We start from the raw sequence: 22,891 nt of genomic DNA on the forward strand, positions 1-22,891 counted from the left end.
ACCGCCGCAGTCGGCGTCCCGTCCTCAGTGGCACTTCAGCTCAGTCGGGCACCGTCTGCGTGATCCGCCACAGTCGGCGGGGGAGGTCCCCCTCCTCGAAGGCGTGGACGTCGGCGAGCCGCCAGCCCGCGGCGAGTTCCTCGACGAGGTGCCGGGGGAAGAAGTGGACGGCGAAGCCGCCGTGTTCGTGGATGTCGTCCCCGTGGGCGGTGCCGGTGCCGTAGTGGGCGTCGCCGGTGTGCCGGACCGTGTAGACGAAGACGCCTCCGGGGCGCAGCACCCGGCGGACCTCGTCGACCAGGGACCGGATCTCCGGTGTGGACAGGGCCATGCACAGCAGCATGTGCGCGAAGACCGCGTCGACCGAACCGTCCGCCAGTGGCAGCGGCTCGCGCACGTCGTGCACGGTGGTGGCGATGCGGTCGCCGAGGCCCTGTGCCCGCGCGGTGCCGGAGAGCTGGTCCAGGGCGGTGCGGCTGAAGTCGGTCGCGTGGACGGTGAACCCCTCGCGGGCGAAGTGCAGGGCGTCGCGGCCGTGGCCGGCGCCCAGCTCCAGGACCCGTGCGGCGCCGGCGGCACGGTACGCCTCCGCCGCGTAACGGGCCGGCGCGGACGGTTCGCCGCCGTACATGCCGGGGTGCGCGGAGTAGGTCTCCTGCCAGTGCCGCCGCTGCTCGGACGCCAGCTCCGGTCGGTCCTCGGCCATGGCTCGTTCCCCAGCTCGTTCGTAGGTGGTGCACCTACCACCCTAGTGCCGACGTTCGAACGGGGCGGGTCGGCCCCGATGGGCGCCCTCCGCCCGCCTACGGGTGCCCCGGCGGTCGCACCCGGCAACGCTGTCACCATCGGTAACCGAACGGGTGGGCCCGCGCGGGGGTTCGGGGTTCGCTACCGTGGCAGCACGCATCCGCGCCAGCAGTGTCGTGAGGAGGACCCGATGAGCAGCTCCGGTCGGTCGTGGACCGTCGACGGCATCGCGCACGCCCTTCCGCACTCGGAACTCCGGGCGACGTTCATGCAGGAGGTCGGCTTCAGCGACGTCCGCGAGCTGCCGGGCATTCTGGACCGTTGGATGAGGTTCATCGAGACGTTCGAGGCCGACCGCGAGCGGGTCGAGCGGCTGCGCACCACCCTGAGCGGGGCCGGGAACCTGCCGGCCAACTACCGTGCCGCCCTGGTCGATGTCACCACCGAGGAACTGCGCTCCGCCGCCGGCGATACGGGCCCCCGGGGACGAGGCGCCGCGTGACCTACCGGCTCCATCTCGACCCCGCCCTCCACGCCACCTACAAGTCCCTGCCCGATGAGGCCCGTAGGGATTTATCGGTGCTGATGCTGGACGCGCTGGTCGACCCCCTGGCCTACTCCGAGCCCTACGGCGCCGACGACCGGATGATGCGGACCATCGCCCGCAGCCATGTCGCCGGGGTCATCCTCATCGGCGACACCGAGATCACCCTCGTCCAGCTCACCTACGTGGGCTGAGGGTGCGGGGACCGGCGGAGATCGGTTATGATCTTGGCGCAACTCCGGTTCTCCGGACGGGAGTCGCGCGTCTGTGGTCCAAGGAAAGACGTCCACCAACCGGTGGGAGATGCAGGTGCAAGGCCGGCCGGGCGCTCCACATGAAGGGCCCCATCCGTCAGGGTGGGGCCCTTCGTCGTCCCGGCCCGCCGTCCGACGTCACCTCGTCGTCGAGGTCACCTCGGAGTCGAACGCGGACACCGACCGGTGGTGCAGGGAAGCGGTACGTCCGATACGGCGCGCCGCTCCACCTCTTGATCGACCGCCAGGAGTGCGCCGAGACGTTCTCCTCGGGACCAGGGCGGCTCGGCTACGCACGGACCGACGGCCCGCACCCCTGCGGCGCCGTCCTCCGTATCCCGGAGCCGTTCGGCATCGCCCTCGACCCCGGTGCGCCCTGAACTGTCGGAGTGCCGGGGCGGGGCGTGCGCGGAGGGGAGGGGCCAGCCGCCGGCCGTGCCCGCTCGTCGGCGGCGCGCTGGCCCGAGGGCCGGTCGGCTCAGGGGCGGCCCAGGAGTTGGGCGCCGGCCGTGGTGTCGGTGCGGGCGGTGAAGTAGTCGGTGAAGGCGCGGAGGAATTCGTCCTCGGTGATCTGGCCGTCGCCGTCGGCGTCGAGTTGTCGGAAGCCGTGGTTGAGCTCGGCGGGATGGACGCGGGAGCCGCCGAAGAGCACGCGGTACTCGTCGGCCGTCAGATACCCGCTGCCGTCCGTGTCCGCGGCCCGGAACAGCGCGCGCAGGGCGGCGTGCAGGCCGTTGTGGAGGTAGTCGGGGTCGCGGTCGACGCCGGCGAGCACGGCGGTGGTGAACTCGGCGCGGGAGACCCGGCCGTCGCCGTCGGTGTCCATGGTGGCGTGGATGTGCTGCCACCAGGTGTCGAAGCCGGCATACACCCGGGCTTCCTCCTCCTCGCTGAGCTCCAACTGCCAGCAGACGTTGTGCGCCATCGCCTGAAGGTCGGCGGCGGTGATGAATCCGTCGCCGGTCTGGTCCACCACCTGCCGGAAGAACGCCTCCACGCGTGCCTGGCGCGCACTGCGCCGCTCGGAACGGCGCGGCCGCGGCAACCGAAGGGCCCGCACGGCACCGAGGGGGCTCTTGCCGTTGCCGTTGCTGCCGGTGTTGGCGTTGGTGTTGGGGTTGCTGTGGGGTGTGGCGGTGGGATGCGCCGTGGCTGACGGGGGCGTCGCGCCGGTGCGGTAGCGCAGGTGGTCGGGGAGGAGGGCCATGACGTGGCGCATGCCGTGGTGCAGGGTCCAGGACAGCGCTGCGGCGCCGCGACTGCGGCGCAGGTCGAAGCGTTGGCGGAAGGCCGGGGGCAGATCCGCGACGGTCAGGGCCGTCATCAGGTGGGCGATGACCGGGCGCAGGAGCGGCCAGGCGGGGCGGAGCCGACCCAGGCGGCGCGGGGACGGGGCCTGCCGCAGCATCTGGAACAGCAGGTCGTGCGCGGCCTCGGTGTACTCCAGGCGCTCGCGGATGGTGCGGTCCATATAGGCGGGCACCTCTGCGGCGGTCGCCGGGAAGAGCTCCTCCGGCAGGTCGAAGGCGGCGCACACGGTGCGGAACTCGCCGTAGAGCAGGTCGCATTGGCCAGCGCTGAGCGGGGCACCGGACAGCTCGCACATCGCCGTCATCGACTCGTACAGCGTCACCAGCACCCACACCCGCACCGCCGGATCCAGCGCGGTGAACGCCCGGCCCTGGCCGTCGGTGCCCTGGATGCGGCGGTGCGTGCGCTCCAGGCGGGCGATTTCCCGTTGCAGCCCCTCGCGGTCCGAGAAGAACAGCCGCTGGCCGCTGTCCATGGTGTGTTCCACCCGCCGCCAGGGATGGGCCCGGTAGGTGGAGAAGTGGGCGAGGCCGGCGGCGACGGCCGGATCGGAGTTCTGAAGGACCAACAACCGCCAGGCGACCAGGGCGATGCGTCGCTCGCCGAGGGTACGGCGCAGCAGGGAACGAGAGTCGGGCAGGACAGTGGACAAGGGCGTCTCCCCACGGCGACACGGCGCGGTGCCGGGGCCGTTCGAGCCACCGGCGGTGACGTACAAGTAGCCGCTGCACAGGGGTACTTGGGAGGGATCCGGGGCGAAAACCACCCGACCGGGGGCGATCTCGATGCGCCGTGATGACGCGCCCCGGCCGGTTAGGGGATGCGGTAGCGCTCCCTCAGCAGGCCGCTGAACGCCCGGGCGGCGTTGGTCTCGTGGGCCGCCGTCCGGCGCAGCAGCGTGGCGGTGCGGGTGGGGAGGGCGGGGGTGAGCGGGACGGTGCGCAGGCCGGGGTACTCCCGGGCGACGCGGTCCGGCAACACGGTGACCAGGGTGGTGCGTTGGACGATGTCGATGAGGCCGACGATGGAGTTGATCTCCACCGTGAGGGGCGGTCGGGCGCCGTGGCTGACGAAGTGGTCGTCGATCTGGGCGCGGGTGGCGAAGCCCCCGGTGAACAGGGCGAGTCGGTGCCCGTCGAGGGCCCGGACGGGGAGCGGTCGGGGGCGTGCGGAGAGCGGATGGCCGGTGCCGACGACCAGCCCGAGGCGTTCGGCGAAGAGGGGGTCGCCGGTGATGCCCGGCAGGTGGTCGCCGTGGAACGCGATGCCCAGGTCGAGTTCGTCCGCGAGCAGTCCCGCTTCCATCGCCTCCTGCGTCAACTCCCTTATCTCCAGGGCGACTCCGGGCCAGCGGTCGTGGAAGTGCCGGACCAGCGGCCCGACCAGATACGTGGTGAACGTGGGGGTGACGGCCAGCCGCAGGCTGCCCTGCGTGAGGTCCTGCACGTCCCCTACGGCGCGTGCGCCGGCATCCAGTTCCTTGAGCGCGGTGCGGGCGTGCCGGAGGTACTCGGCGCCGGTGTCGGTCGGCCGCACGGTGCGGCCGGAGCGGTCGAGGAGTCGGGTGCCCAGGGCACGCTCCAGTTGCCTGATCTGTTGGGAGAGGGCCGGCTGGGAGAGGTGCAGGGCCTCCGCGGCGCGGGTGAAGCTGCCGTGTTCGGCGATGGCGAGCAGGGACCGCAGGTGACGGAGTTCGAGGGCCATGGGGCGACTATAGGGCCGCCATAAGCAGGACCAATGACGATCATGAGTCATCGGTCTTGGACGTTATCCCTCCACGTCACGCAAGGTGGAGGGCGATGCCGGTCGGTGTGCCCGATCCGGCCAGGCGACCCCACCCCGAGGAATCCCGTGTCCCCAAGCCCCTCCCCTTCCCCCTGCCCTGCTGAGCCCGCTCCCGGACCCGGACCCGCTGCCACGGTGTCGCCAACCGGGGCCCGGTGGTTGCTCGTTCTGGCCGTCTGCTGTTCGAGCCTGTTCCTGGTCAGCCTGGACAACACCGCCCTGAACGTGGCACTGCCGGCCATGCAGCGCGACCTGCGGACGTCGGTGACCGGCCTCCAGTGGACGATCGACGCCTATCTGATCGTGTTGGCCGCCCTGTTGCTGTTCTCCGGCGCGCTCGGCGACCGCCTCGGGCACCGCCGGGTCTTCCGCACCGGCCTGACCCTGTTCACGGCCTCCTCCCTGCTCTGCTCCCTGGCGCCGAACGCCGGTTGGCTGATCGTCTTCCGGACGGTGCAGGCGGTCGGCGGCTCGATGCTCAACCCGGCGGCGATGGCGCTGCTGACGAACGTGTTCACCGGGCGGCACGAACGGGCCCGGGCGATCGGGGTGTGGAGTACCGTCCAGGGCGTGACGATGGCGGTGGGTCCGCTGATCGGCGGGCTGCTCACGGACGTCGCCGGGTGGCGCTGGATCTTCCTGATGAACGTGCCGGTCGGGGCGCTGGCGCTCGCCCTCACCGGCCGGGTCCCGGAGGCCCGCGCCGGGCACGCGCGCCGGCCGGATCCGGTCGGGCAGCTGCTGGTGATCGTGCTCCTCGCCGCGCTGGTCTACGTCATCATCCAGGCACCGGTCAGCGGCTGGACCGCGACGCCCGTAGTGGCCTGCGCCGGCGCGGTATTGCTGGCCCTGCCCGCCCTGCTCCGGGTCGAGTGCAGCCGGCGCGAACCCCTCGTCGAACTCCGCTTCTTCCGCCAACCGGCGTTCACCGCCGCGGTGCTCAGCGCGATCCTGGCCTTCGCCGCGATGGGCGGATTCCTCTTCCTCGCCGCCCTGTACTGGCAGAACATCCGGCATCTGGCGGCCTGGGAGGCCGGGGTCCGGCTGCTCCCCATGGCGGTGATGACGATCGTCTGCCCGCCGCTCGCCGGCCGGCTCACCGCCACCCGCGGTCCACGCCTGCCACTGATCGCCTCCGGCGCCGCCACCGCCCTGAGCGGACTGCTCTGCGCCGTGCTGGACGCACCGCGCCACAGCGTCCTCCTCCTCGCCGCCTACGCCCTCTTCGGCATGGGATTCGGCCTGGTCAACGCGCCGATCACGGTCACCGCGGTCTCCGGCATGCCCCGCGCACAGGTCGGCGTCGCCTCGGCGATCACCGCCACCAGCCGTCAGATCGGCAACGCCCTCGGCGTCGCGGTCATCGGCGCCGTCCTCGCGGCGGACGCCCACGCCGACACGGCGGCGACGTTCCTCCGGGCCGCCCGTCCCGCCTGGTGGATCATCACCGTCTGCGGCGCGGGCGTGCTGGCCCTGGCGACGCTCCTGGTGCCGTCCCGACGACGCGACCGTCCCCGCCCCGCGTCCGGCCGTGCGTCGGGGACCGGTCGTCGGTCGCGCGCTGCCTGGATCGTCACCGCCGGCGGCGCGACGGTGGTCGGCACCACCGACGACCCCACGCCCCACGCCCGGTCGCCCCGTGACGACGCCACCCGGCCCGTCATCCGCGTCACGCCCCATTGACGCGCGCACACGCGGGGCGGCCCGGGCGCCGTCCTCCATTCAACTCCCTTGCCTGTGCTTCCTGTTGCTGTCCCCTCAGTCGTTCCGCCACACGAGCGTGTAACGCCAGAACAGCCGGCGTCGCAGGCGTGCGCCGGGCAGGGCGCGTCGGGCCTCGCGGACGAGGTCGGCGAAGCTCAGTTCCGCCGGGCGGGTCCGGGCCGTCATCGACACCGGGCGGGGCGCCGGGCGGCCCCCGTTCCTGAGCCAGCCGGTGGCGGCGTTGAGCGGGGCGGCGGCGAGATTGAGCAGATGGTCCGTGACGGTCCCCGCGCGGTACAGGCCGACGATCACCAGGGTCCCGCCGGGCGCCAGGTGTCGGCGGAAGACGGCGAGGGCTTCGGCGAACGGCAGGTGGTGGACGGTGGCGACGCAGGTGAGGACGTCGTAGGAGGCGGCGGGGATGCCGGTGAGGGCGTCCGCGGCGGTGAAGGTGATGGCCAAGTGTGCGCTGGCAGGGGTGAGTTGGCGTGCCCGTGCGGTGATCTCCGGGTCGGCGTCGACTCCGTGCACCGCCTCGGCGCGGGTGGCCAGCAGTCTGGCCAGATCGCCGCTGCCCGAGCCGACGTCGAGGGCCCGGGCGCAACGCGCGGGGAGCTGCCGCAGGATCCACCGGTGGTAGTGGGCGTTGTGGTCCCAGGGATGGGCGGCGTTGAACCGGTCGAGCGCCCGGAGGACGCGGTGCGTTGGTGCGGTCATTCCGCCAGTGCATCAAGTTCCCGAGGGCAGCGCATCCCGATGGGTGAACAGCGCGCTACGGCACGGGAGTTGAAGATCGCTCGGACGGGGAGGCGAGGGGGCGACGAGCGCGTACCGACCGGGGTGCTCGTCCGTGTGGTCTTCCGCTCACGTCGGCGTGTGGCCGCTCTCGGCGGGTATACGATCTCAAGATCGTGGCCGACCGATCGACGGGCCGGCTCGCGGGGCGTTGCGCCGCACCGCGGGCCGAACCCCCGCGGGTCTCAACTCGGGCCCCCATGACGGTATTTCTCGCATTCTTCGCGTATCGCCTGCCGGGGGCAGTTCTCGGCCATGAGTGAATCGGTTGTCCGAAGAGATTCTCCGGTCCGGCGCGGTCCGTTGATCGATTCCCGGGCCCGTGCTGCTGCGGTACGAACACCGGCCCCGCCCGACGGGTTGCACGGTCGTATTTCGCGATGGCTCCTTCCCTTCGAATTCGCCCGGTCGATGCCGAAGTGCACTTGCCTGCAGCACCATTGGTTGTCATGCTTCACAGAGCCGCACGTGGGGTAGACCAATGCGGTAGCGGTGACGGAGGCTGATGAGGTCTGCGTGTGGTCTGCGGCGTATTGATTTTCGGTTCCAGGGCGTATGTCGGTGGAGGTCTTGCCTGCCGGCGTTCCGTGTCCCTCAGCTATCCGTAGGTCCACCCCTGCTGCGACGGCGCCACGGTGACCCCGATCGCGTCGTATCGCTGAATCATGAATTCCCCGGAACGGCCGAAAGGGTGTACAGGAATCCATGACTACCGGAATCGCACATGCGCAGGAGAAGGTCGATCTGGCCGCCTTGCGCGACTCGACGGTGGTGGGGCCTGACGTCGCCTCAGGCGTGCGCCTGGCGATATCTGCCCTGCACGCCCAGGCGCAGGAGATCACCCGCCTCCTCGGTGAGACGGTCGCCACGCTGTCGAATTCCCAGGCCCTCTTCGAGCCGGAAATGCAGTCCGCTGTGCTCGCGCAGGCCGCCCGGAACACCATCCCCCGTTGGCACTTCGCGATGCTCAACGACGAGGCGCGGAACGCCGCGCTCAGTGCGGCGCTTGAGGCGTGCGTGCCGCCCGGCGCGGTGGTGCTCGACATCGGCACCGGGACCGGCCTGCTGGCGATGGGCGCCGTGAAGGCCGGCGCCTCGCACGTCTACACCTGCGAGGCGAACCCGCTGCTGGCGGAGATGGCCCGGCAGAACATCGCCGGACACGGCATGGCGGACCGCGTCACCGTGCTCAACTCCTGGTCGACGGGGCTGGAGGTGGGGCGGGAACTGCCGCACCGGGTCGACGTCCTGGTTTCCGAGATCGTCGACTGCGGGCTGATCGGGGAGGGCCTGCTGCCGTCCGTACGGCACGCCCGGGAGCGCCTGCTGGCCCCCGACGGCGTGATGATGCCGTTCGCCGCGCGACTGCGCGGGCAGTTGGTGAACAGCCAGGCGATGGCCAATCTCAACCATGTCCAGTACGCCAGCGGATTCGATGTGTCTTTGCTCAACAAGGCCGCCACACAAGGGCACTTCCCGGTGCGGCTGGAAACCTGGCCGCACCGGACGCTCTCCGATCCGGTGGAACTCGCCGCATTCGATCTGCACGCGGGCGAGTTGGGGCCCGGCACCCGCACCCTGACGGTGTCGACGACCGACAGCGGTGAGGCGCACGGACTCGTGGCGTGGTTCGAATTGGAGCTGAGCGACGGCATCGTGCTCAGCAATGCCCCGGCGAATGTCGGATCGCACTGGATGCAGGCGATGATTCCCTTGGAAAAGCCCGTTCCGGTGGTCGCGGGCGAAACCTGTCATATCGATTTCGGTTGGAGCGACTTCCGCCTCAGTGCGTCCTGAGAAGACATCGAGAGCCGGCCCGAAACCTCGTCAGAAAGGTCACCAGGTACATGAGCTACACACCCCCGCCGTACACCCCGTTCGAGCTGCATGGTGACGAACTGCGTCACGCGATCCTGCGGTACGCGAGCAATCCGCTCTTCCTCGACAACGAGGAGTGGGAGAACGACGACAACCCCTATCGCCGCCAATTGCGCCCACAGGTGTTACGGCACCTCGACTTCGACCGGGTGCCGGGGCGCGACCGGATCCTGGAGTACAGCAGCCTGGCCGCGCAGCGCCTGCTCACCACGGTCTACGAGGCCGACCTGGTCTTCCTGCCGAAGGGCGGCCTGAAGGGGCAGCGGGAGGACTTCCACCAGTTCTACAGCCCCACCAACCGGGCACTGGGGGAGGCGATTCGCCCCGCGCTGGAGCGGTTCGCGTTCGGGTTCCTGGACCAGGAGGTCGAGGTCTCCGGAAAGTGGACGCTGGAGAGCTTCCGGGAGTACGTCGAGTCCCTGGACGCCACGGCGGCCGGGCCGGTCTCGCAGTCGGAGCAGGCGATCCGGGCCTCGTCCGACCGCGAACGGGCGGCCCGCATGTGGCTGATCCAGTTCGCGCCGGACTTCCTGTCCGAGGCGTCGCCGATGATCCGCAACGTCCTCGGCCACTACGGCGCACCGCAGTCGGAGTGGTTCAAGATCATCATCGATGAGTACGGCTACGGCGTCCACGACACCAAGCACAGCCAACTCTTCGAGCAGACCCTGGAGTCCGCCGGACTGGCGTCGGACGTCCACCACTACTGGCAGTACTACCTCGTCAGCAGCCTGATGATGAACAACTACTTCCACTACCTCGGGAAGAACCACGAACTGTTCTTCCGCTACGTGGGAGCGCTGTACTACACCGAGGCCACCCTGGTGGACTTCTGCCGCCGGGCGACCGACCTGCTCACCGACGTCTTCGACGGCCGGGCCGACGTGCGGTACTTCACCGAGCACGTGCACATCGACCAACACCACGGCCGGATGGCGCTGGAGAAGCTGGTCTTCCCGCTCGTCGAGGCCCACGGCGAGGAGATCATCCCCGAGATCGTCCGCGGCATCGAGGAGTACCGCGTCGTCCAGGACCTCGCCGACCAGGACTTCGCCGCGCAGATCCGCTGGATGGACAAGGGCCCGGAGTACCGGAAGCTGCACGCCCCGGTCTGGGAAGCGATCACCAGCGGGCGGGTCACCGCACCGGTCGCGGACATCGTCGAGCCGTACGGCGAACTCTCCAACACCCACAGCCACGAGGGCGACGAGCTGTGCCACATCGTCTCCGGCACGATGAAGTTCGTCAGCGGCTTCGACTCCCACCAGATCCTGCGCGCGGGGGAGGGCACGGTCATCGAGCGGAACCGCCTGCACGGCGCGATCATCGAATCCGAGGAGTGCGTCTACCAGATCCACTCGATTGGGGACCACACGAAGTGCCTGTAGTGACGTTCCCGACGGCGGGCCGCGGCAACTGCGTCGTCGTGGCCGGTGTGCCCTACGTGTACGCGCGGACGCCCGACGGGGGGTTCGTGATGTCCGCGCAGTGCCCGCACCGCGGCGGGCCCCTGCACCTGGGCCGCCTCGCCCCCAACGGCAAGCGGCTGGTGTGCCCTTGGCACGGGGGCGGCATCTCGCTGACCCGGCTGCGCCACCAGGTCCCGGCGGTCCGCAGCGGCGACCGGGTCACCGCGGTCCTGACGGACCCGGACGGTGCCGCGGCGCGGGAGCCGCGCACGGAGTACCGGCCGCTCTCCGCGGACCTGTCCGCCTGACCGCGGCCGGAAGGGTTGGGGATGATCAGCGGCCTGTTCCTGGCCACGTCCCTGGTGGTGATCGCCACACCCGGCCCGGACGCCGCGCTGGCCGCGCAGTTGGTGTTCCGGACCGGGTCGTGGCGGCCGGCCGCGGCCGCCGCGGTGGGCATGATCGGCGCCGGCGCCTGCCACGCGGCGGCGGCGCTGAGCGGCGTCTCGCTGCTGCTGCACACCGTGCCCGCCGTCTTCACGGCGCTGGTCTGGGCCGGGGCGGCCGTCCTGGCGCTGCTCGGGGTCAGGGCGCTGTGCGCGGCCGCCCGCCGGCCGCGGACACCGGACGACGTCGGCCCGCCCGGCCCGCTCCGCCCGGACCCGCCCCGCTCGGCCTGGCGGTGCGTCGGCCTGGGGCTGCTGTCCACGGGCAGCAACCCCAAGGTCGGCCTGTTCTTCCTGGCCTACCTCCCGCAGTTCCTCCCCACCGGGAGCGCACCCGGCCCCGGCATCGTCGTCCTGGCCGCCGTCTACCTCGGACTCGCGGCGCTGTGGCTCTGCCTCCTCATCGCCGTCGCCTACCGCCTGCACGGCTGGCTGGCCGGGCGCGGCCCCGCGCGCTCCGCCCGCCGGGGGGCGGCGCGCGCGGCGGAGGCCCTGGCCGGCGCGGTGTTCATCGCGCTGGCCGTCCGCCTGGTGTGGCAGGGGTGAGCAGCAGCTCCTCCGGGGTCGCCGACACGGAGTTCTCCAGGTCCAGCAGGAACCGCTTGGCGGTCAGGCCACCCGCGTAACCGGTCAGCCCCCGGCTGCCGTTGACCCGGTGGCACGGCAGGATCAGGCAGAGCGGATTGGCCCCCAACGCCGTGCCGACCGCCCGGGCCGCCGTCGGCCGTTGCAGATCCCGCGCCAGGGCCGCGTACGTCGTGGTGCGCCCGTACGGCACCAACTCCTCCAAGGACAGCACCACTTCCTTGCAGAAGGGCGTCGCCAGCCGCAGGTCGAGCCGCACGGTGAAGAACGACCGCTCGCGCCGCAGATAGCTGTCGATCTCGGCCCGTGCCTGGGCGAGCAGCCGGGCCTGCGCGGCCGAGAACAGCGCGGGCTCCTCGACGCACGTGCGGGCGGCCCGGCCGATCCGCGCACGCGCGTCCTCCAGGGGAGCGGGCACGCAGTACAGCAGGGCCTCCTCGGACGCCCCGAGGACCAGCGGGCCGAAGGCGGTCCGGTGGACTGCCAGGGCCACCGAGTCGACCGGTGGCAGGTTCTTGGCGGTCAAGCGGTCACTTTCCTCTCACGATGGACGGGTGCACCGGCCCGCCTCATGCGACGGCCGGCCGGCAGCTCTTGCACGGCCGGAAACCGGCCCGACGGGCGGAGCCGGCGGAGCTGAAGGGAACTTGGTGCGGCGGGGTGATCCGGCGCGCGTGCGCACACGTCGGATGGCAGTAGATCCGGGTGGTGCCGCTGCCCAGATACCGGGTGTGCCGGCTCGCCAGGCCGTGCAGCAGGCCCCGTTGGAGCCCCTCAGCGGCCCGCAGCGCGTCGCCCGTCGCCGGGTCGTAGGCGGCGTCGCAGGGCAGGCCGTTGTCGTAGGCGACCCGGTGGCAGGGCACGAGCAGGTGCAGCGGGTTCGCGAGGACGGCGGCCACCACCACGGCGGGGTCGGTGAGTTCGGCCTCCCGCGCGATCCAGGAGACCGGGCGCACCTGGCCGCGCGGGATGCTGCGCACCGCGGTCAGCGCGGACCGCTCCGCCGCCCGGAGGGCCGACAGGTCCAGGCGCAGCCGCCGCGCCTGGCCGGTGCGCAGCGCCGTCCGCACGCCCGACGGCGGCACCGTCGTCCGCACCGCGGTACGCCCCGTGGCGGCCAGGTAGCGCGCCTCGAACTCCTCGGACGTGGGTGCCACGGCCCGCAGCACCGCGCACGTCAACGCCTCCGTGTGCCGGGCCACGTACAGTCCGCCGGCCGGGCCGTCCAACAGGGCGTAGGTGTCGTAGGCGCCCTGCGGCAGCCCGATGTGCCGCAGGATGCCGAGGGCCAGGTCCGCGGCGGGCCGCTCGGCCGGAGCGGGCTCCGCGACGGCGGCGAGGGCGCGTGCCAGGGACTCTTCGCCGCCCCCCACGGACCGGTCGTACTCCTCGCTCACATCGCCACCTCCTTCACCAGACGTCCCTCCGCCCCCAGCAGGCCGCGAAGGTGGCAAAGCCCCCGGGAAACCTGGGCCTTGACCGTGCCGACGGGGCAGCGCTGCACCTCGGCGATCTCCGCATAACTCATACCCACCACGTGCCGCAGCACGACGACCACGCGGTACTGCTCCGGCAGCACGGTGAGGGCGTCGATCAGCACCCGGCGATCGGCCGCGGTCAGCGCGCACTCGTCCGGCCCGGGCCGCTCGTCCGGCCAGGCGTCGCCGGTGTCCTCCACCCGCCCCACGGACACCGGGCGCCGACTCTTGGCGCGCACGTCGTTGCGCCACACGTTGGTGGCGATGCTCATCAACCAGGGCCGCGGACGCAGGGCCCGGCGGCGCGCCGTCGAGTACCCCTGGAGCGCGACGTAGGCGCGCAGGAAGGTGTCTTGGGTCAGGTCCTCCGCCTCGGTGGGCAGACCGGTCAGCCGGAGCAGGTAGAGGCGCAGCGGGGCGGCGTGGACCTGGACCAGGCCGGCGAAGCCCTGGTCCAGGTCCGCTGCGAGACGCTCGGGGAGCGACCTCTCCAGTCCGTCCATCGCTACTGGAACACCGGGGCCCCGTCATCGGTTGCCCTGGTCCGACGCGCCAGGGTGGCCGCCACGGCGGCGAACACCGACAGCGCCGCCGAAGCCCCCAACACCGCCTGCAACGCCAGGGCCGACGGCCCCGCCGTCCCGTCACCGGCCAGGAACAGATAGCCGCCGCCGAGCGCCGCGACGCCCAGGGCGCCGCACAGTTGCGCGTTGGTGCTGATGACCCCGGACAGGTCGGCGGCGTAGCGGTCCGGCAGCGTGAACGTCATCTGCCCTATCAGGGAGTTGGAGCTGAGGCCCAGGCCGAGACCGCCGATGCCCAGCAGGACGAAGAGCAGCGGTCCGGTGCGGTGCCCCGTGGCCAGGTAGAGCCAGACCGCGGCGTAGCCCGAGGCGAGGATCAGACAGCCCAGCGGGGGCATCGCCGCCCGGCGCCGCTCGGGCGCCCGCGCCAACAGCGGGCCGGCGACGCCGAACGCGGCCACCCAGGAGACCATCGCCAACCCCGCGTAGGCGGGCCCCCGGCCCAACCCCTCCTGGAGGTAGATGGCCAGGACGAAGAGCAGCGCGAAGTACGTCAGCGTGGTGACGCCGTGGGCCGCCAACAGCCAGCGGATGGCGGGCGTGCGCACCACCTCCTGGGCGATCAGCGGTCGGCCGCCGCCGGCCGCGCGCCGGCGCTGGCTGCGCACGAACGCCCCCGCCACCGGCACGCTCAACGCCAGGCTGACCCAGGTCCAGGCCGGCCAGCCGGCGTCGGTGCCCAACAGCAGCGGCACGATCACCAGCAGGACGGCGGCCGACAGCAGCAACATCCCGCGCAGGTCCACCTGTTGGACGTCCTCCGGCTCCCGGTCCGCGGGCATGGTTCGCCGGCCCGCCCACATCAGCAACAGTCCGACCGGGACGTTGATCAGGAAGATCGGGCGCCAACTGGTGCCGAACAGGTCCGCCGCGATCAGCACGCCCCCCAGTGCCTGGCCCGCCACGGCCCCGCCGGACAGGGCGATCGCGTAGTACCCCAGCGCCCTGAGCCGTTCCCGGCCGCTGAAGTGGAGTTGGATGCCGCTCAACACCTGCGGCACCATCAGCGCCGCCCCCGCACCCTGGAGGATCCGGGCCGCGATCAGCACGGACGGGTCCGGCGCCAGCGCACAGGCCAGCGAGGCGGCGGTGAAGACCGCCATGCCGATCAGGAAGACCCGGCGGTGGCCGTGGCTGGCGCCCAGCCGGGCCCCCGCGACCAACAGGACGGCGTAGGCCGCCACATAGCCGGAGATCACCAGTCCCGTCTCGCCGCCGGAGGCGCCCAGGTCGTGCTGGATGGCGGGCGCGGCGATGTTGGCGATCGCGGTGTCGACGTTGGCCATGAACTGGGCGGCCAACAGCACCGCGAGCAGCCGCCAGCGGTGCCCGACCTCGATCGTGGCCCCGCCCTCCTCGACGGCGGACGGCGGTGCGGTGGACCGCTTGGGACCGGAGGCGCTGCCCGGTTCGCGCGGGTGAGGGTGCATGGCGGGGTCCGTTCGCGAGGAGTGGTCAGAGGACGGTCGTGGGCAGCGGCGGCCAGCCGATCCCCGAGAGGTCGGCCGCGATCAGGTCCGCCGCCCCCAACTCCTCCGCCGCATGGGTCGTGGTCAGGGCCACGCACGCCAACCCCGCCGCCTTGGCCGCGGCGATCCCGGCCGGCGCGTCCTCGAACGCCACCGCCTGCTCCGGCTCCACGCCCAGCGCCGCACACCCAGCCAGGAAGCCCTCGGGGTCCGGCTTGCCCCGTTGCACGTCCTCGGCCGTGACCATCGTGGTGAACAGGCCCGCCCCGCCGACGTGGGCCAGCAGTGCCCCGGCGTGCTCGCGCAGACCGGAGGTGACCACCGCCATCGGCACCCCGTCTGCGTGCAGCTTCTTCACCAGCACCTCGGCGCCGGGCACCGGGTAAGGCGGCGGAATGTCGGGGCCGTTGAGGTAGCCGACCGCCTCGTCGAAGAGCTCCTCGACGGTGCGGCCGGGGAAGCGGTGCACATGGTCGGCCAGCGCCTCCTGGCCGCGCCGCCCGACGAAGGTGGCGAGCAGCGCGTCGTCCACCGCCAGCCCGTGGGTCCGGAACAACCGGGTCCAGGCGGCCCGGCTGCGGTGCTCGGTGGCGATCAACGTGCCGTCCAGGTCGAAGAGGGCGGCGCGGAAGGGCTCGGTGCGAACGGTGATGTCACGCATCGGGAAGTGGTCCTTGCTTGTGTGGGTGCGTTCTGTGCAGGGTGTTGCGGGTGAGGTGTGGTGCATGGCGTGCGGAGCGCTCCGGGTGTCGTGTCCGGTACGTCATGTTCTGTACCAGAGCGTGCGGTGCGGAGCGCTCCGCTGTGCGGGGGCGCGGGGTGCGCCCCCTCAAGCGGCGGCCGACTCAGCGCGCATCGAGCGCCGGATCGAGGCTCTGGTAGAGGTGCCGCCAGGGCAGGTGCTTCTGACAGGCGGTCGCACCGCGCACCACGGCCGCGTCGTTGTGCCGGCGCGCCGCGAGCTGCATGCCGATCGGCACGCCGTTGGCCGCCCGGCCGACCGGCACGGTGGCCGCGGGGCTGCCGATCAGGTTGAACGGGCTGGTCATCGACCACCCGACGAACCGGTCGACGCCCTGCCCGTCGACCCGATCGGGCCCGACGGTGGTCCGCGCGCTGTCGTTGGGAATCCCGGCTATGCAGTTCACCGGGCTGACGACGAGGTCGAAGCCGTCGAAGAGGTCCTCGAAGGCGTCCAGCACCTGCGTCCGCACCAGGTCACCGAGGCGGAAGTCCACCGCACTCAGGGCCGCGCCGGTCCGCACGCTGTCCAGGTACGCGGGGTCGACCACCCGGCCCTGCTCGCCCAGCAGATCGATGCCCTGCCGACGGCTGACCTCCGCGGACTCCGCGTGGCACAGCGACAGGTACCGGCGCCACATCGCGGTGAGCTCGGCGTGCGGCAGCGGCAGCTTGAAGTTCACCTCCACCACCTCCGCACCGGCCTCCTTCAGCGCCGGCAGCGCGGCCCGCACCACCGACTCGACCTCGCCCTCCACCGGATAGCCGCCGAGGTCGGGCGAGTAGGCGACCCGCATCCCGGCCAACGACGGCGTCATCGCGTCGGCCAACGCGTCGCTCACCGGGAAGGAATAGGGGTCCCGCGGGTGCGGCCCGGACATCAGGTCCAACCCCAGGACCGCGTCGCCCACGGTCCGGGCGAGCGGCGCGTAACAGACCATCGGGTTCAGCCGCCGGAAGGCGTTGGGCCGGGCCGGCACCGCGACCCGGCCGAACGTCGTCATCATCGTGAAGACGCCGCAGAAGGAGCCGGGCACCCGCAGCGAACCGCCGGCGTCCGACCCCTGCGCCAGCGGCACCATGCCGGTGGCGACCGCCGCCGCGCTCCCGCCGGACGAACCACCGGCGTTCATCGCCAGGTTGAACGGCGTGGAGGCCGGCCCGAACAGCGCGTTGTCCGTGGTGGCCTTGAACCCGAACTCCGGGGTGTTGGTCTTGCCCACCACGATCGCCCCGGCGTCCACGAGCCGTTGGACGCACAGGATCGTCTCCTGCGCGATGTCCTGGGCGAACACCAACGAGCCGCGGGTGGTCCGCACCCCCACCGCGGGATCGAGGTCCTTCACGCCGATCGGCACCCCGTGCAGCGGGCCCACCTCGGCCCCCGACATCACCGCCCGCTCGGCCTTCTTGGCCGCGTCCAACGCCTCGTCCGCACAGACCGTGACGAACGCGTTCACCGCCGGGTTGAGCCGCTCGATGCGCGCCAGGCTGTCCTGCACCGCCTCCACCGGCGAGACGGCCCGACTGCGGATCACCTGACTGAGCTGCACCGCCGTTAACGACGCGAGATCGTCCATGCCCCTCGTCCTCCTTGTGAAGACATCCTCGTGAAGACACCCGTGTGAAGACTTCGCATCCGCCGGGCATCGCGCCCGTCAGTCGCCGTCCAACCGCAACTGCCGCTCCATGCGCCGCACCTCCGCGTAGTCGGCCCACAGCTGCTCCCGGTCCTCGTGCGCCAGCACCACGAACCCGAGGGAGAGCGTGTGGAGCAGGTCCCGGGTGACCTCCAACACCTGGCCGTTGTGCACCTGGACGGCCGCATGGTGCAACGACGCCAGCTTCGCCAGGCCGTCGAAGACCTCGGCATTGCGCACCACGCCGGTGGACTGGCTGATCAGGAACACCACGAGCATGTTCCGCAGCAGCGTGTAGCTCTCCGGGACCGGTCGGGCGCCGCCGTGCTGGACGGCCCGCACCGTGCGGTCGATCTGGCTGTCGCCGGTGGCGTGCCGGCAGAACCGCGGCTGACCGCCGCCGTGCGGCCGCGCGTTGAGCTCGACCAGCCGCGGCCCGTCGGCCGTCAGCATGATCTCCACATGGGCCGCCCCGAAGCGCATGCCCACCGCGTCCAACACCCCGACGGTGTACTCCACCAACCCCGCCACCAGCGGGTCCTCGGGCGCCAACCACTCCATGGCGTCGTAGACCGCCATGTGCCGGCCGTTGTCGACCTTCTGATAGCGGGTGACGTCGGTGACGGTGTGCCGGCCGTGGGAACTGAAGGTGTCCACGACGAACTCCGTGCCGGTGGCGTACTCCATCACCAGCATCCGGTCGTTGACCACCCCCCATTGGTTGGGGTGCCCCAACTGGGCCGCGAACTCCTCGCGCCAGCCCGTCCCTTGGGGGATCCGGACCACCCCGTCCGTGCTGGCGCTCCGCGGCGGCTTGACCACCAGGTCCCGGCCGAGCAGGTCCTCCCGCACCAGCCAGGCGGCGACCTCCTCCGCCCGGTCCGTGCAGATCTGCCGGATGACCGGCAGGCCCGCGGCGGCCACCGCCGCCGCCATCTCGCCCTTGTCCCGACGGGCCGCGGTCAGGGCCGGCACGTTGGCCAACTCCGGGGTGAGCTCGGCCGCGAGCACATCGGCGAGCTCCACCCCCGGGTCCGACCCCGCGACCACACACCGCACGTCCAACGCCCGCAGGCGCTCCACGACGGGGACCGGATCGCCGTCGTAGTGGATCACCTCGTCGAAGTCCTCGGGGTGCCAACTGTCGGCGTAGGTCGTGAGCACCTCGGCCCGGGACAGCACGGCGACCGTCGGGATTCCGGCGGCCCGGAACGACGGTGCGAAGAACGTCCCGGAGGAGTACGGGTCAACGATCGCCGCGGGGCGACCGGCCGCCCGACGCGCCGCGGTCCGCGCGGCCGGCGGGGGCACGGAGGTGGCGGGCGTCCCCGCGTCCGTGCCCGGCGTACGGGCGTGGGTCATGACGGGGAAACACCGGAGCCGGCAGCGCGGTTGCCGGCGCGCGCACGCGCGGCGGCACCACTGACACGGGGACCAGTCATGCGGGAAAGCTCCTGCCTTCCGGGGGTGACGTTTCCCCTGATCACACCAGCCCGCGCCACCGCCTGTCTGGCGGGATTCGGTCATCAAGTTCGGGCCCCGCCCGGGTCCGCGCGGGCGCGGACGGCCCCGGCCTCAGACGTGGACGGCCCGCACGACGGTCACCGTCGCCACCGTGGCGCTGACGTAGTAGCGCACCACGACCCCGCTGGCGGCCGCCTCGCGCCGATCCGCGTCGGCCCGCACCGGCGTCGAGCCGTGACCGTACGGATCGGCCGCCAGCCGGGCCATCCCCGCGTCGAAGGCGCCCCGCAACGCGCGCGGCATCGCCCGCCGGATCTCGTCCGCCGGCGGGGCGTACTGCAACCGGTAGGGCACGCTACCTCCGCCCGTCCGCGCCCGGATCGGCGTCGACGGCGCCGATGTCCTCACCCCTGGCCAGGCGCTCGAAGAGGGCCTCGTCCTCGTCGTCGGCGCCGGCCCCGGCCAACGCCCAACGCACCAGCGCGGCCGGCAACTCGGCCGCCGGCAGGTGCTCGATCTCCCGGTCGAACGCGGCGGCCCGGTCCGCGGTCATGCTGGCGCGGAGCGCGGCGATGGTGCCCGGCAGCTCCACGAGCTCCCCGTCGATGACGGTCTTGAGGGTGGCGTCCATGGGGCCTCCTTCCGCCCGTACGCTACGCCCCGGAACGCGACGGTGTCCCGCCCCGGACGCGACCAACGCCCCACTCGGCGTCGGCCGCCGGGGCCACGTACCCGAGCCGGCCGACCGCGGGCCTCAGACCGGCCGCGGAACGTACGCCAGGCCGTGGGCGCCCGGCACGTCGCGCTTGGCGATCTCCAACCGGGCCAGGGGGCGCAGCGTCGCCAGGTCGACGACGTCGACGGTGGACGAGATGACGCAGGCCACGTACCCGAGCCGGCCGTCGGGCGACGAGGTGATCGTCAACGGCAGCCGTCCGACCTCCAGTTGACCCGACCGCCGGTGGGTCTCGGCGTCGAAAACGGTGAGGAGCCCCGGTACCGGGCGACCGATCGGCGACGACGGGTCGGGCTCGGTGCGCGTCTCTCCCACCAACAGCCTGCCGGTGGAGGTGAGATGGACCGCGAGGACGACATCGTCCGTGGGCAGGGTGCCCACGACGGACGCCGCCCGGCCGTCGAGGATCCGGATGCCGGTCTCCGACCGCCGGCCCGCGGCGGCGGAGAAGGAGTCGGCGTACGGCGCGGCGACGTAGGCGCGACCGTCGGCGGCGACCGCGAGTCCCTCACTGCCCGGCACCTCGATCTTCGCGGTGAGGACGTCCCGTTCGAGGTCGACGACCGACACGAACGGCGCCTCCTTGTTGGTGGCGTAACCCGTCCTGCCCGTCGGGTCGATGGCGAACCAGTGCGGGCCGGGCGCGTCCGTGTCGATGCGGCCCAGCGGCCGACGGGTGGCGGTGTCGACCACCACGACGCCGCCGGGACGGTCGTCCGAGCCCTCCACGCTGACGTACAGCCGCTGGCGCGCCGGGTCCAACGCCAGCCCGTGCGGGCCGTGTTCGGGGGCGAGGTCGAGGACGTCGACGACGCGGCGGGTGTCGGGGTCGATGACGGTCAGCTCGGTGCGCCGGCCGGTGTTCGCGTGGTAGTAGCCCGAGTAGTAGGTGTGGGTGCACCACAGCAGTCGCTGCGCGGGATCGAAGCACAACTCGTGGGGTTCGGCGGCCACTTCGACGGTGCCGACGTGCCGGTCGGAGGCGGCGTCGAAGAACGAGACGGTCGGCCCGCTCTGGCTGACCACGGCCAGCAGATCGCCCTCGCGGCCGGCACGGGGGGACGCGGAGGGCGACTCGGGGGATTGCGGCACGGATGACTTCGGCATGGGGACTCCTTGCGGACGTCTCTTCGTGGACGCCTTCACTCTCCGCCCGCGCGGCGGACACCAGCAATGCAAAGATTGGCATCCCCTTCTTGCCTCAGGCGTAAAAGTGCAGTTCAGGAGCGTCAGTTGATGGATCTCAATCTGCTGCGGGTGCTGGACGCCCTGCTCCAGGAGAACAGCGTGACCCGCGCCGCGGAGCGCCTCGGCACGTCGCCCGCGGCGGTCAGCCGCACGCTGGCCAGGCTCCGCCGGGCCGTCGGTGACCCGCTGCTGGTCCGCGCCGGCCAGGGCATGGTGCCCACCCCGCGGGCCCTGGAGCTCCGGGAAGAAGTGGGCGCGTTGCTGCGCCGCTTCGACGACGTCCTGCGGCCCGGGGCCGGTTTCGACGCCGTGCACCTCCAACGCACCTTCACCGTGCAGGCGTCCGACCTGCTGCTGACGGGACTGGCGGGCGCCCTGACCGAGCGGATCCATGCGGAGGCCCCGCACGTGGACGTGGTCTTCGTGCCGGAGGCGGTCGAGGGCGGCCCCGGTCTGCGGCAGGGTTGGGTGGACGTCGAACTGGGGGTGCTGGGACACCTGGACCCGGAGATCCGCACCCAACGGCTCGCCCGGATCCCGCTGCTCGGCGTCGCCCGCAGCGGCCATCCGCTCTTCCGGGGGCGGATCGACGCCCGCCGGTTCGCCGCGGCCGACCACATCGGCATCTCCCGGCTGGGCAAACGGCTCGGGCCCATCGACGAGGCGCTCGCCGCACACGGTCTGCGGCGCCGCGTCGCGGTCGTCGTGCCCAGTCACACCGCAGCGATGATGCTCGCCCGGAACAACGACCTGATCGCCCTCACCCTGTCCGGCTGGCTCCCCGACACCATCGCCGCGCTCGGCCTGCGGACCTTCCCCCTCCCCCTCGACCTGGCCCCGCTCGACCTCGGCATGGCCTGGCACCCCCGCAACGCGACCGACCCGGCGCACCGCTGGTTCCGCGACCGCCTGGCGGCCGCGGTCCTGGCGCCGTCGGGGGCCGAGGACGAGGGCTCCTGAAGGGGAGGGGCTCCCGGCCGGGCCCGGGTGGGCGACCGCCCTCGCCGATGGTGACGCCCAAGGCGGAGGAGACGCTGCGGAGATTGGCGCCGCAGACACGGTGGGGGGTGACCGGGGCCGCCGCCCAGGCACCCGTCTCCCGCCGTCGGGGATAGGGTCGCGTTCGGCGCCGCTGTGTGGAGCCCCGCCAACCAGTCAACCCGCCGACCGACCACCACGCCGAGGAACACCCTGATGCCCACGCCCACCGCCATGCGACTGCTGCTGCTCTCCAACTCCTCCGCGCCCGGCCACGGCTACCTCGAACACGCCCGCGAGGCGATCGCCCACCACCTGGACGGCGTGACGGAACTGCTCTTCGTCCCCTTCGCGCTGGCCGACCACGACGCCTACACCGCCAAGGCGGCCGCCTTCTTCACGAAGCTGGGCGTGCGGGTGCGCGGCGCGCACACCGCCGCCGATCCGCGCGAGCTCGTCGCCTCCGCGCAAGCGGTGTTCACCGGCGGCGGCAACAGCTTCCGGCTGCTCAAGACGCTGCACGAACGCGGCTTGGTGGACGCCCTCGCCGAGCGGGTCCGCGCGGGCATGCCCTACATGGGTTCCAGCGCCGGCACCAACATGGCCTGCCCGACGCTGCGCACCACGAACGACATGCCGATCGTCCAGCCGCCGTCCTTCACCACGCTCGGTCTGGTCCCCTTCCAGATCAACCCGCACTACCTGGACCCGGACCCGGCGAGCGCGCACATGGGCGAGACCCGCGAGGAGCGGATCACCCAGTTCCTGGAGGAGAACGACGTTCCGGTGCTGGGCCTGCGCGAGGGCACCTGGTTGCACCGCACCGGCGACCGCCTGACCCTGCACGGACTGCCCGCCGGCGCCCGCCTGTTCCGCCGTGGCGCCGCCCCCGTCGAACACGCCCCGGGCGCCGACCTCAGCGCCCTCCTCACGACCCGCGCGCGATTCGACCACCGGGCCGGCTAGGGCGGGTCAACGGTGGCCAACCGCGGCTCCCGTCGGCCCGGACGGCAGCCGACCGGGCAGGGCCGCCCACCACGGACAGGCCCAACCGGTTCCCCGTGGCGGGGGGCCGCCCACCCGGCGCGGCGGACCGGTGTTTCCGCGCCCGTCGAGGATCAGGCCAAAGGAGCACTGGCGCACCGGAGTTCGAGG

24 protein-coding genes are annotated in these 22,891 nt (G+C 72.3%); 10 read left to right on the forward strand and 14 right to left on the reverse strand.

The genetic code is table 11. The annotated features are described in order from the left end of the window. Nucleotides 1-40: 40 nt before the first annotated feature. The gene (locus ACIQU6_RS15930) at nt 41-706 is read right to left on the reverse strand and encodes a class I SAM-dependent methyltransferase (RefSeq protein WP_403482209.1); all 666 of its coding nucleotides are present in this window, start codon (nt 704-706) and stop codon (nt 41-43) included. A gap of 231 nt (nt 707-937) precedes the next feature. Here ACIQU6_RS15930 and ACIQU6_RS15935 point away from each other — a divergent pair, with 231 nt between their 5' ends. From ACIQU6_RS15935 to ACIQU6_RS15945, 3 genes are all read left to right on the forward strand, one after another. Next, the gene (locus ACIQU6_RS15935) at nt 938-1,249 is read left to right on the forward strand and encodes a hypothetical protein (protein ID WP_403482210.1); all 312 of its coding nucleotides are present in this window, start codon (nt 938-940) and stop codon (nt 1,247-1,249) included. 77 nt (nt 1,250-1,326) lie between these two features. Continuing rightward, entirely contained in the window at nt 1,327-1,485 is a 159-nt protein-coding gene (locus ACIQU6_RS15940; protein ID WP_274911538.1) for a hypothetical protein, read from the forward strand. Nucleotides 1,486-1,778: 293 nt separating this feature from the next. Then, nucleotides 1,779-1,925, forward strand: a complete 147-nt coding sequence (locus ACIQU6_RS15945) for a hypothetical protein (RefSeq protein WP_403482211.1) — start codon at nt 1,779-1,781, stop codon at nt 1,923-1,925. A 98-nt stretch (nt 1,926-2,023) separates the two neighbouring features. Here ACIQU6_RS15945 and ACIQU6_RS15950 read toward each other — a convergent pair whose 3' ends face one another. Together ACIQU6_RS15950 and cynR are read right to left on the reverse strand one after the other, a co-directional pair. Then, complete coding sequence (locus ACIQU6_RS15950; protein ID WP_403482212.1) at nt 2,024-3,508, reverse strand: oxygenase MpaB family protein; 1,485 nt, start codon at nt 3,506-3,508, stop codon at nt 2,024-2,026. A gap of 161 nt (nt 3,509-3,669) precedes the next feature. Continuing rightward, nucleotides 3,670-4,560 carry a transcriptional regulator CynR gene (cynR, locus tag ACIQU6_RS15955; RefSeq protein ID WP_403482213.1) on the reverse strand — a complete coding sequence of 297 codons (891 nt, stop codon included), beginning with the start codon at nt 4,558-4,560 and terminating at the stop codon, nt 3,670-3,672. 240 nt (nt 4,561-4,800) lie between these two features. On the opposite strand from cynR, the gene ACIQU6_RS15960 reads away from it, so the two are divergent. Beyond that, nucleotides 4,801-6,324 (forward strand): MFS transporter, encoded by a 1,524-nt coding sequence (locus tag ACIQU6_RS15960; RefSeq protein WP_403482214.1) that lies wholly within the window; start codon nt 4,801-4,803, stop codon nt 6,322-6,324. Nucleotides 6,325-6,399: 75 nt separating this feature from the next. Here the strand turns inward: ACIQU6_RS15960 and ACIQU6_RS15965 are convergent, their stop codons facing one another. Further along, nucleotides 6,400-7,062 (reverse strand): class I SAM-dependent methyltransferase, encoded by a 663-nt coding sequence (locus ACIQU6_RS15965; RefSeq protein ID WP_403482215.1) that lies wholly within the window; start codon nt 7,060-7,062, stop codon nt 6,400-6,402. 783 nt (nt 7,063-7,845) lie between these two features. Here ACIQU6_RS15965 and ACIQU6_RS15970 point away from each other — a divergent pair. The 4 genes from ACIQU6_RS15970 to ACIQU6_RS15985 are packed head-to-tail and all read left to right on the forward strand — an operon-like array spanning nt 7,846 to nt 11,419. Then, on the forward strand, nt 7,846-8,937 hold the full coding sequence (locus ACIQU6_RS15970; RefSeq protein ID WP_403482216.1) for a 50S ribosomal protein L11 methyltransferase: 1,092 nt from the start codon (nt 7,846-7,848) through the stop codon (nt 8,935-8,937). Between the two features lie 50 nt (nt 8,938-8,987). Then, complete coding sequence (locus ACIQU6_RS15975) at nt 8,988-10,406, forward strand: iron-containing redox enzyme family protein (RefSeq protein WP_403482217.1); 1,419 nt, start codon at nt 8,988-8,990, stop codon at nt 10,404-10,406. Next, a complete protein-coding gene (locus ACIQU6_RS15980; RefSeq protein ID WP_403482218.1) occupies nt 10,406-10,735 on the forward strand; it encodes a Rieske (2Fe-2S) protein in 330 nt (109 codons plus the stop codon). Before ACIQU6_RS15975 ends, ACIQU6_RS15980 begins: the two co-directional genes overlap by 1 nt. 21 nt (nt 10,736-10,756) lie before the next feature. Next, nucleotides 10,757-11,419 (forward strand): LysE family translocator, encoded by a 663-nt coding sequence (locus ACIQU6_RS15985; RefSeq protein WP_403482219.1) that lies wholly within the window; start codon nt 10,757-10,759, stop codon nt 11,417-11,419. Here ACIQU6_RS15985 and ACIQU6_RS15990 read toward each other — a convergent pair. From ACIQU6_RS15990 to ACIQU6_RS16035, 10 genes are all read right to left on the reverse strand, one after another. Beyond that, complete coding sequence (locus tag ACIQU6_RS15990; RefSeq protein ID WP_403482220.1) at nt 11,382-11,984, reverse strand: methylated-DNA--[protein]-cysteine S-methyltransferase; 603 nt, start codon at nt 11,982-11,984, stop codon at nt 11,382-11,384. The two genes, ACIQU6_RS15985 and ACIQU6_RS15990, sit on opposite strands and share 38 nt — an antisense overlap. Nucleotides 11,985-12,027: 43 nt before the next feature. Next, a complete protein-coding gene (locus tag ACIQU6_RS15995) occupies nt 12,028-12,855 on the reverse strand; it encodes an MGMT family protein (protein ID WP_403482221.1) in 828 nt (275 codons plus the stop codon). Continuing rightward, nucleotides 12,852-13,439 carry an RNA polymerase sigma factor gene (locus ACIQU6_RS16000; protein WP_403482222.1) on the reverse strand — a complete coding sequence of 196 codons (588 nt, stop codon included), beginning with the start codon at nt 13,437-13,439 and terminating at the stop codon, nt 12,852-12,854. The genes ACIQU6_RS15995 and ACIQU6_RS16000 overlap by 4 nt, the downstream gene beginning before the upstream one ends. A 2-nt stretch (nt 13,440-13,441) precedes the next feature. After that, nucleotides 13,442-14,950 (reverse strand): MFS transporter, encoded by a 1,509-nt coding sequence (locus tag ACIQU6_RS16005; protein ID WP_403482223.1) that lies wholly within the window; start codon nt 14,948-14,950, stop codon nt 13,442-13,444. A 25-nt stretch (nt 14,951-14,975) separates the two neighbouring features. Next, nucleotides 14,976-15,650, reverse strand: a complete 675-nt coding sequence (locus ACIQU6_RS16010) for an HAD family hydrolase (protein ID WP_403482224.1) — start codon at nt 15,648-15,650, stop codon at nt 14,976-14,978. 184 nt (nt 15,651-15,834) lie between these two features. Further along, nucleotides 15,835-17,310, reverse strand: coding sequence for an amidase (locus ACIQU6_RS16015; protein WP_403482225.1), 1,476 nt, complete (start codon nt 17,308-17,310; stop codon nt 15,835-15,837). A gap of 78 nt (nt 17,311-17,388) precedes the next feature. Then, complete coding sequence (locus tag ACIQU6_RS16020) at nt 17,389-18,732, reverse strand: ATP-grasp domain-containing protein (RefSeq protein ID WP_403482226.1); 1,344 nt, start codon at nt 18,730-18,732, stop codon at nt 17,389-17,391. Nucleotides 18,733-18,945: 213 nt separating this feature from the next. Beyond that, entirely contained in the window at nt 18,946-19,188 is a 243-nt protein-coding gene (locus ACIQU6_RS16025) for a hypothetical protein (RefSeq protein ID WP_274911516.1), read from the reverse strand. 1 nt (nt 19,189) lies between these two features. Continuing rightward, nucleotides 19,190-19,465 (reverse strand): hypothetical protein, encoded by a 276-nt coding sequence (locus tag ACIQU6_RS16030; RefSeq protein WP_403482227.1) that lies wholly within the window; start codon nt 19,463-19,465, stop codon nt 19,190-19,192. Nucleotides 19,466-19,588: 123 nt separating this feature from the next. After that, nucleotides 19,589-20,677 carry a YncE family protein gene (locus ACIQU6_RS16035; protein WP_403482228.1) on the reverse strand — a complete coding sequence of 363 codons (1,089 nt, stop codon included), beginning with the start codon at nt 20,675-20,677 and terminating at the stop codon, nt 19,589-19,591. A gap of 129 nt (nt 20,678-20,806) precedes the next feature. On the opposite strand from ACIQU6_RS16035, the gene ACIQU6_RS16040 reads away from it, so the two are divergent. Next, on the forward strand, nt 20,807-21,718 hold the full coding sequence (locus ACIQU6_RS16040; protein WP_403482229.1) for a LysR substrate-binding domain-containing protein: 912 nt from the start codon (nt 20,807-20,809) through the stop codon (nt 21,716-21,718). Nucleotides 21,719-21,970: 252 nt separating this feature from the next. Then, nucleotides 21,971-22,702 (forward strand): dipeptidase PepE, encoded by a 732-nt coding sequence (gene pepE, locus ACIQU6_RS16045; RefSeq protein WP_403482270.1) that lies wholly within the window; start codon nt 21,971-21,973, stop codon nt 22,700-22,702. Nucleotides 22,703-22,891 lie beyond the last annotated feature (189 nt).

The sequence above is a fragment of the Streptomyces sp. NPDC090442 genome (assembly GCF_044769405.1).
GTDB lineage: Bacteria > Actinomycetota > Actinomycetes > Streptomycetales > Streptomycetaceae > Streptomyces.

Excerpts from the sequence above, each read along its gene's own strand:
- ACIQU6_RS16035 (WP_403482228.1), bottom strand. The coding sequence starts at position 20,677 with ATGCCGAAGTCATCCGTGCCGCAATCCCCCGAGTCGCCCTCCGCGTCC.
- ACIQU6_RS16030 (WP_403482227.1), bottom strand. The coding sequence starts at position 19,465 with ATGGACGCCACCCTCAAGACCGTCATCGACGGGGAGCTCGTGGAGCTG.
- ACIQU6_RS15935 (WP_403482210.1), top strand. The coding sequence starts at position 938 with ATGAGCAGCTCCGGTCGGTCGTGGACCGTCGACGGCATCGCGCACGCC.
- ACIQU6_RS16040 (WP_403482229.1), top strand. The coding sequence starts at position 20,807 with ATGGATCTCAATCTGCTGCGGGTGCTGGACGCCCTGCTCCAGGAGAAC.
- ACIQU6_RS16000 (WP_403482222.1), bottom strand. The coding sequence starts at position 13,439 with ATGGACGGACTGGAGAGGTCGCTCCCCGAGCGTCTCGCAGCGGACCTG.
- ACIQU6_RS16005 (WP_403482223.1), bottom strand. The coding sequence starts at position 14,950 with ATGCACCCTCACCCGCGCGAACCGGGCAGCGCCTCCGGTCCCAAGCGG.
- ACIQU6_RS16020 (WP_403482226.1), bottom strand. The coding sequence starts at position 18,732 with ATGACCCACGCCCGTACGCCGGGCACGGACGCGGGGACGCCCGCCACC.
- pepE (WP_403482270.1), top strand. The coding sequence starts at position 21,971 with ATGCGACTGCTGCTGCTCTCCAACTCCTCCGCGCCCGGCCACGGCTAC.
- cynR (WP_403482213.1), bottom strand. The coding sequence starts at position 4,560 with ATGGCCCTCGAACTCCGTCACCTGCGGTCCCTGCTCGCCATCGCCGAA.
- ACIQU6_RS16010 (WP_403482224.1), bottom strand. The coding sequence starts at position 15,650 with ATGCGTGACATCACCGTTCGCACCGAGCCCTTCCGCGCCGCCCTCTTC.
- ACIQU6_RS15965 (WP_403482215.1), bottom strand. The coding sequence starts at position 7,062 with ATGACCGCACCAACGCACCGCGTCCTCCGGGCGCTCGACCGGTTCAAC.
- ACIQU6_RS16015 (WP_403482225.1), bottom strand. The coding sequence starts at position 17,310 with ATGGACGATCTCGCGTCGTTAACGGCGGTGCAGCTCAGTCAGGTGATC.
- ACIQU6_RS15975 (WP_403482217.1), top strand. The coding sequence starts at position 8,988 with ATGAGCTACACACCCCCGCCGTACACCCCGTTCGAGCTGCATGGTGAC.
- ACIQU6_RS15985 (WP_403482219.1), top strand. The coding sequence starts at position 10,757 with ATGATCAGCGGCCTGTTCCTGGCCACGTCCCTGGTGGTGATCGCCACA.
- ACIQU6_RS15930 (WP_403482209.1), bottom strand. The coding sequence starts at position 706 with ATGGCCGAGGACCGACCGGAGCTGGCGTCCGAGCAGCGGCGGCACTGG.
- ACIQU6_RS15970 (WP_403482216.1), top strand. The coding sequence starts at position 7,846 with ATGACTACCGGAATCGCACATGCGCAGGAGAAGGTCGATCTGGCCGCC.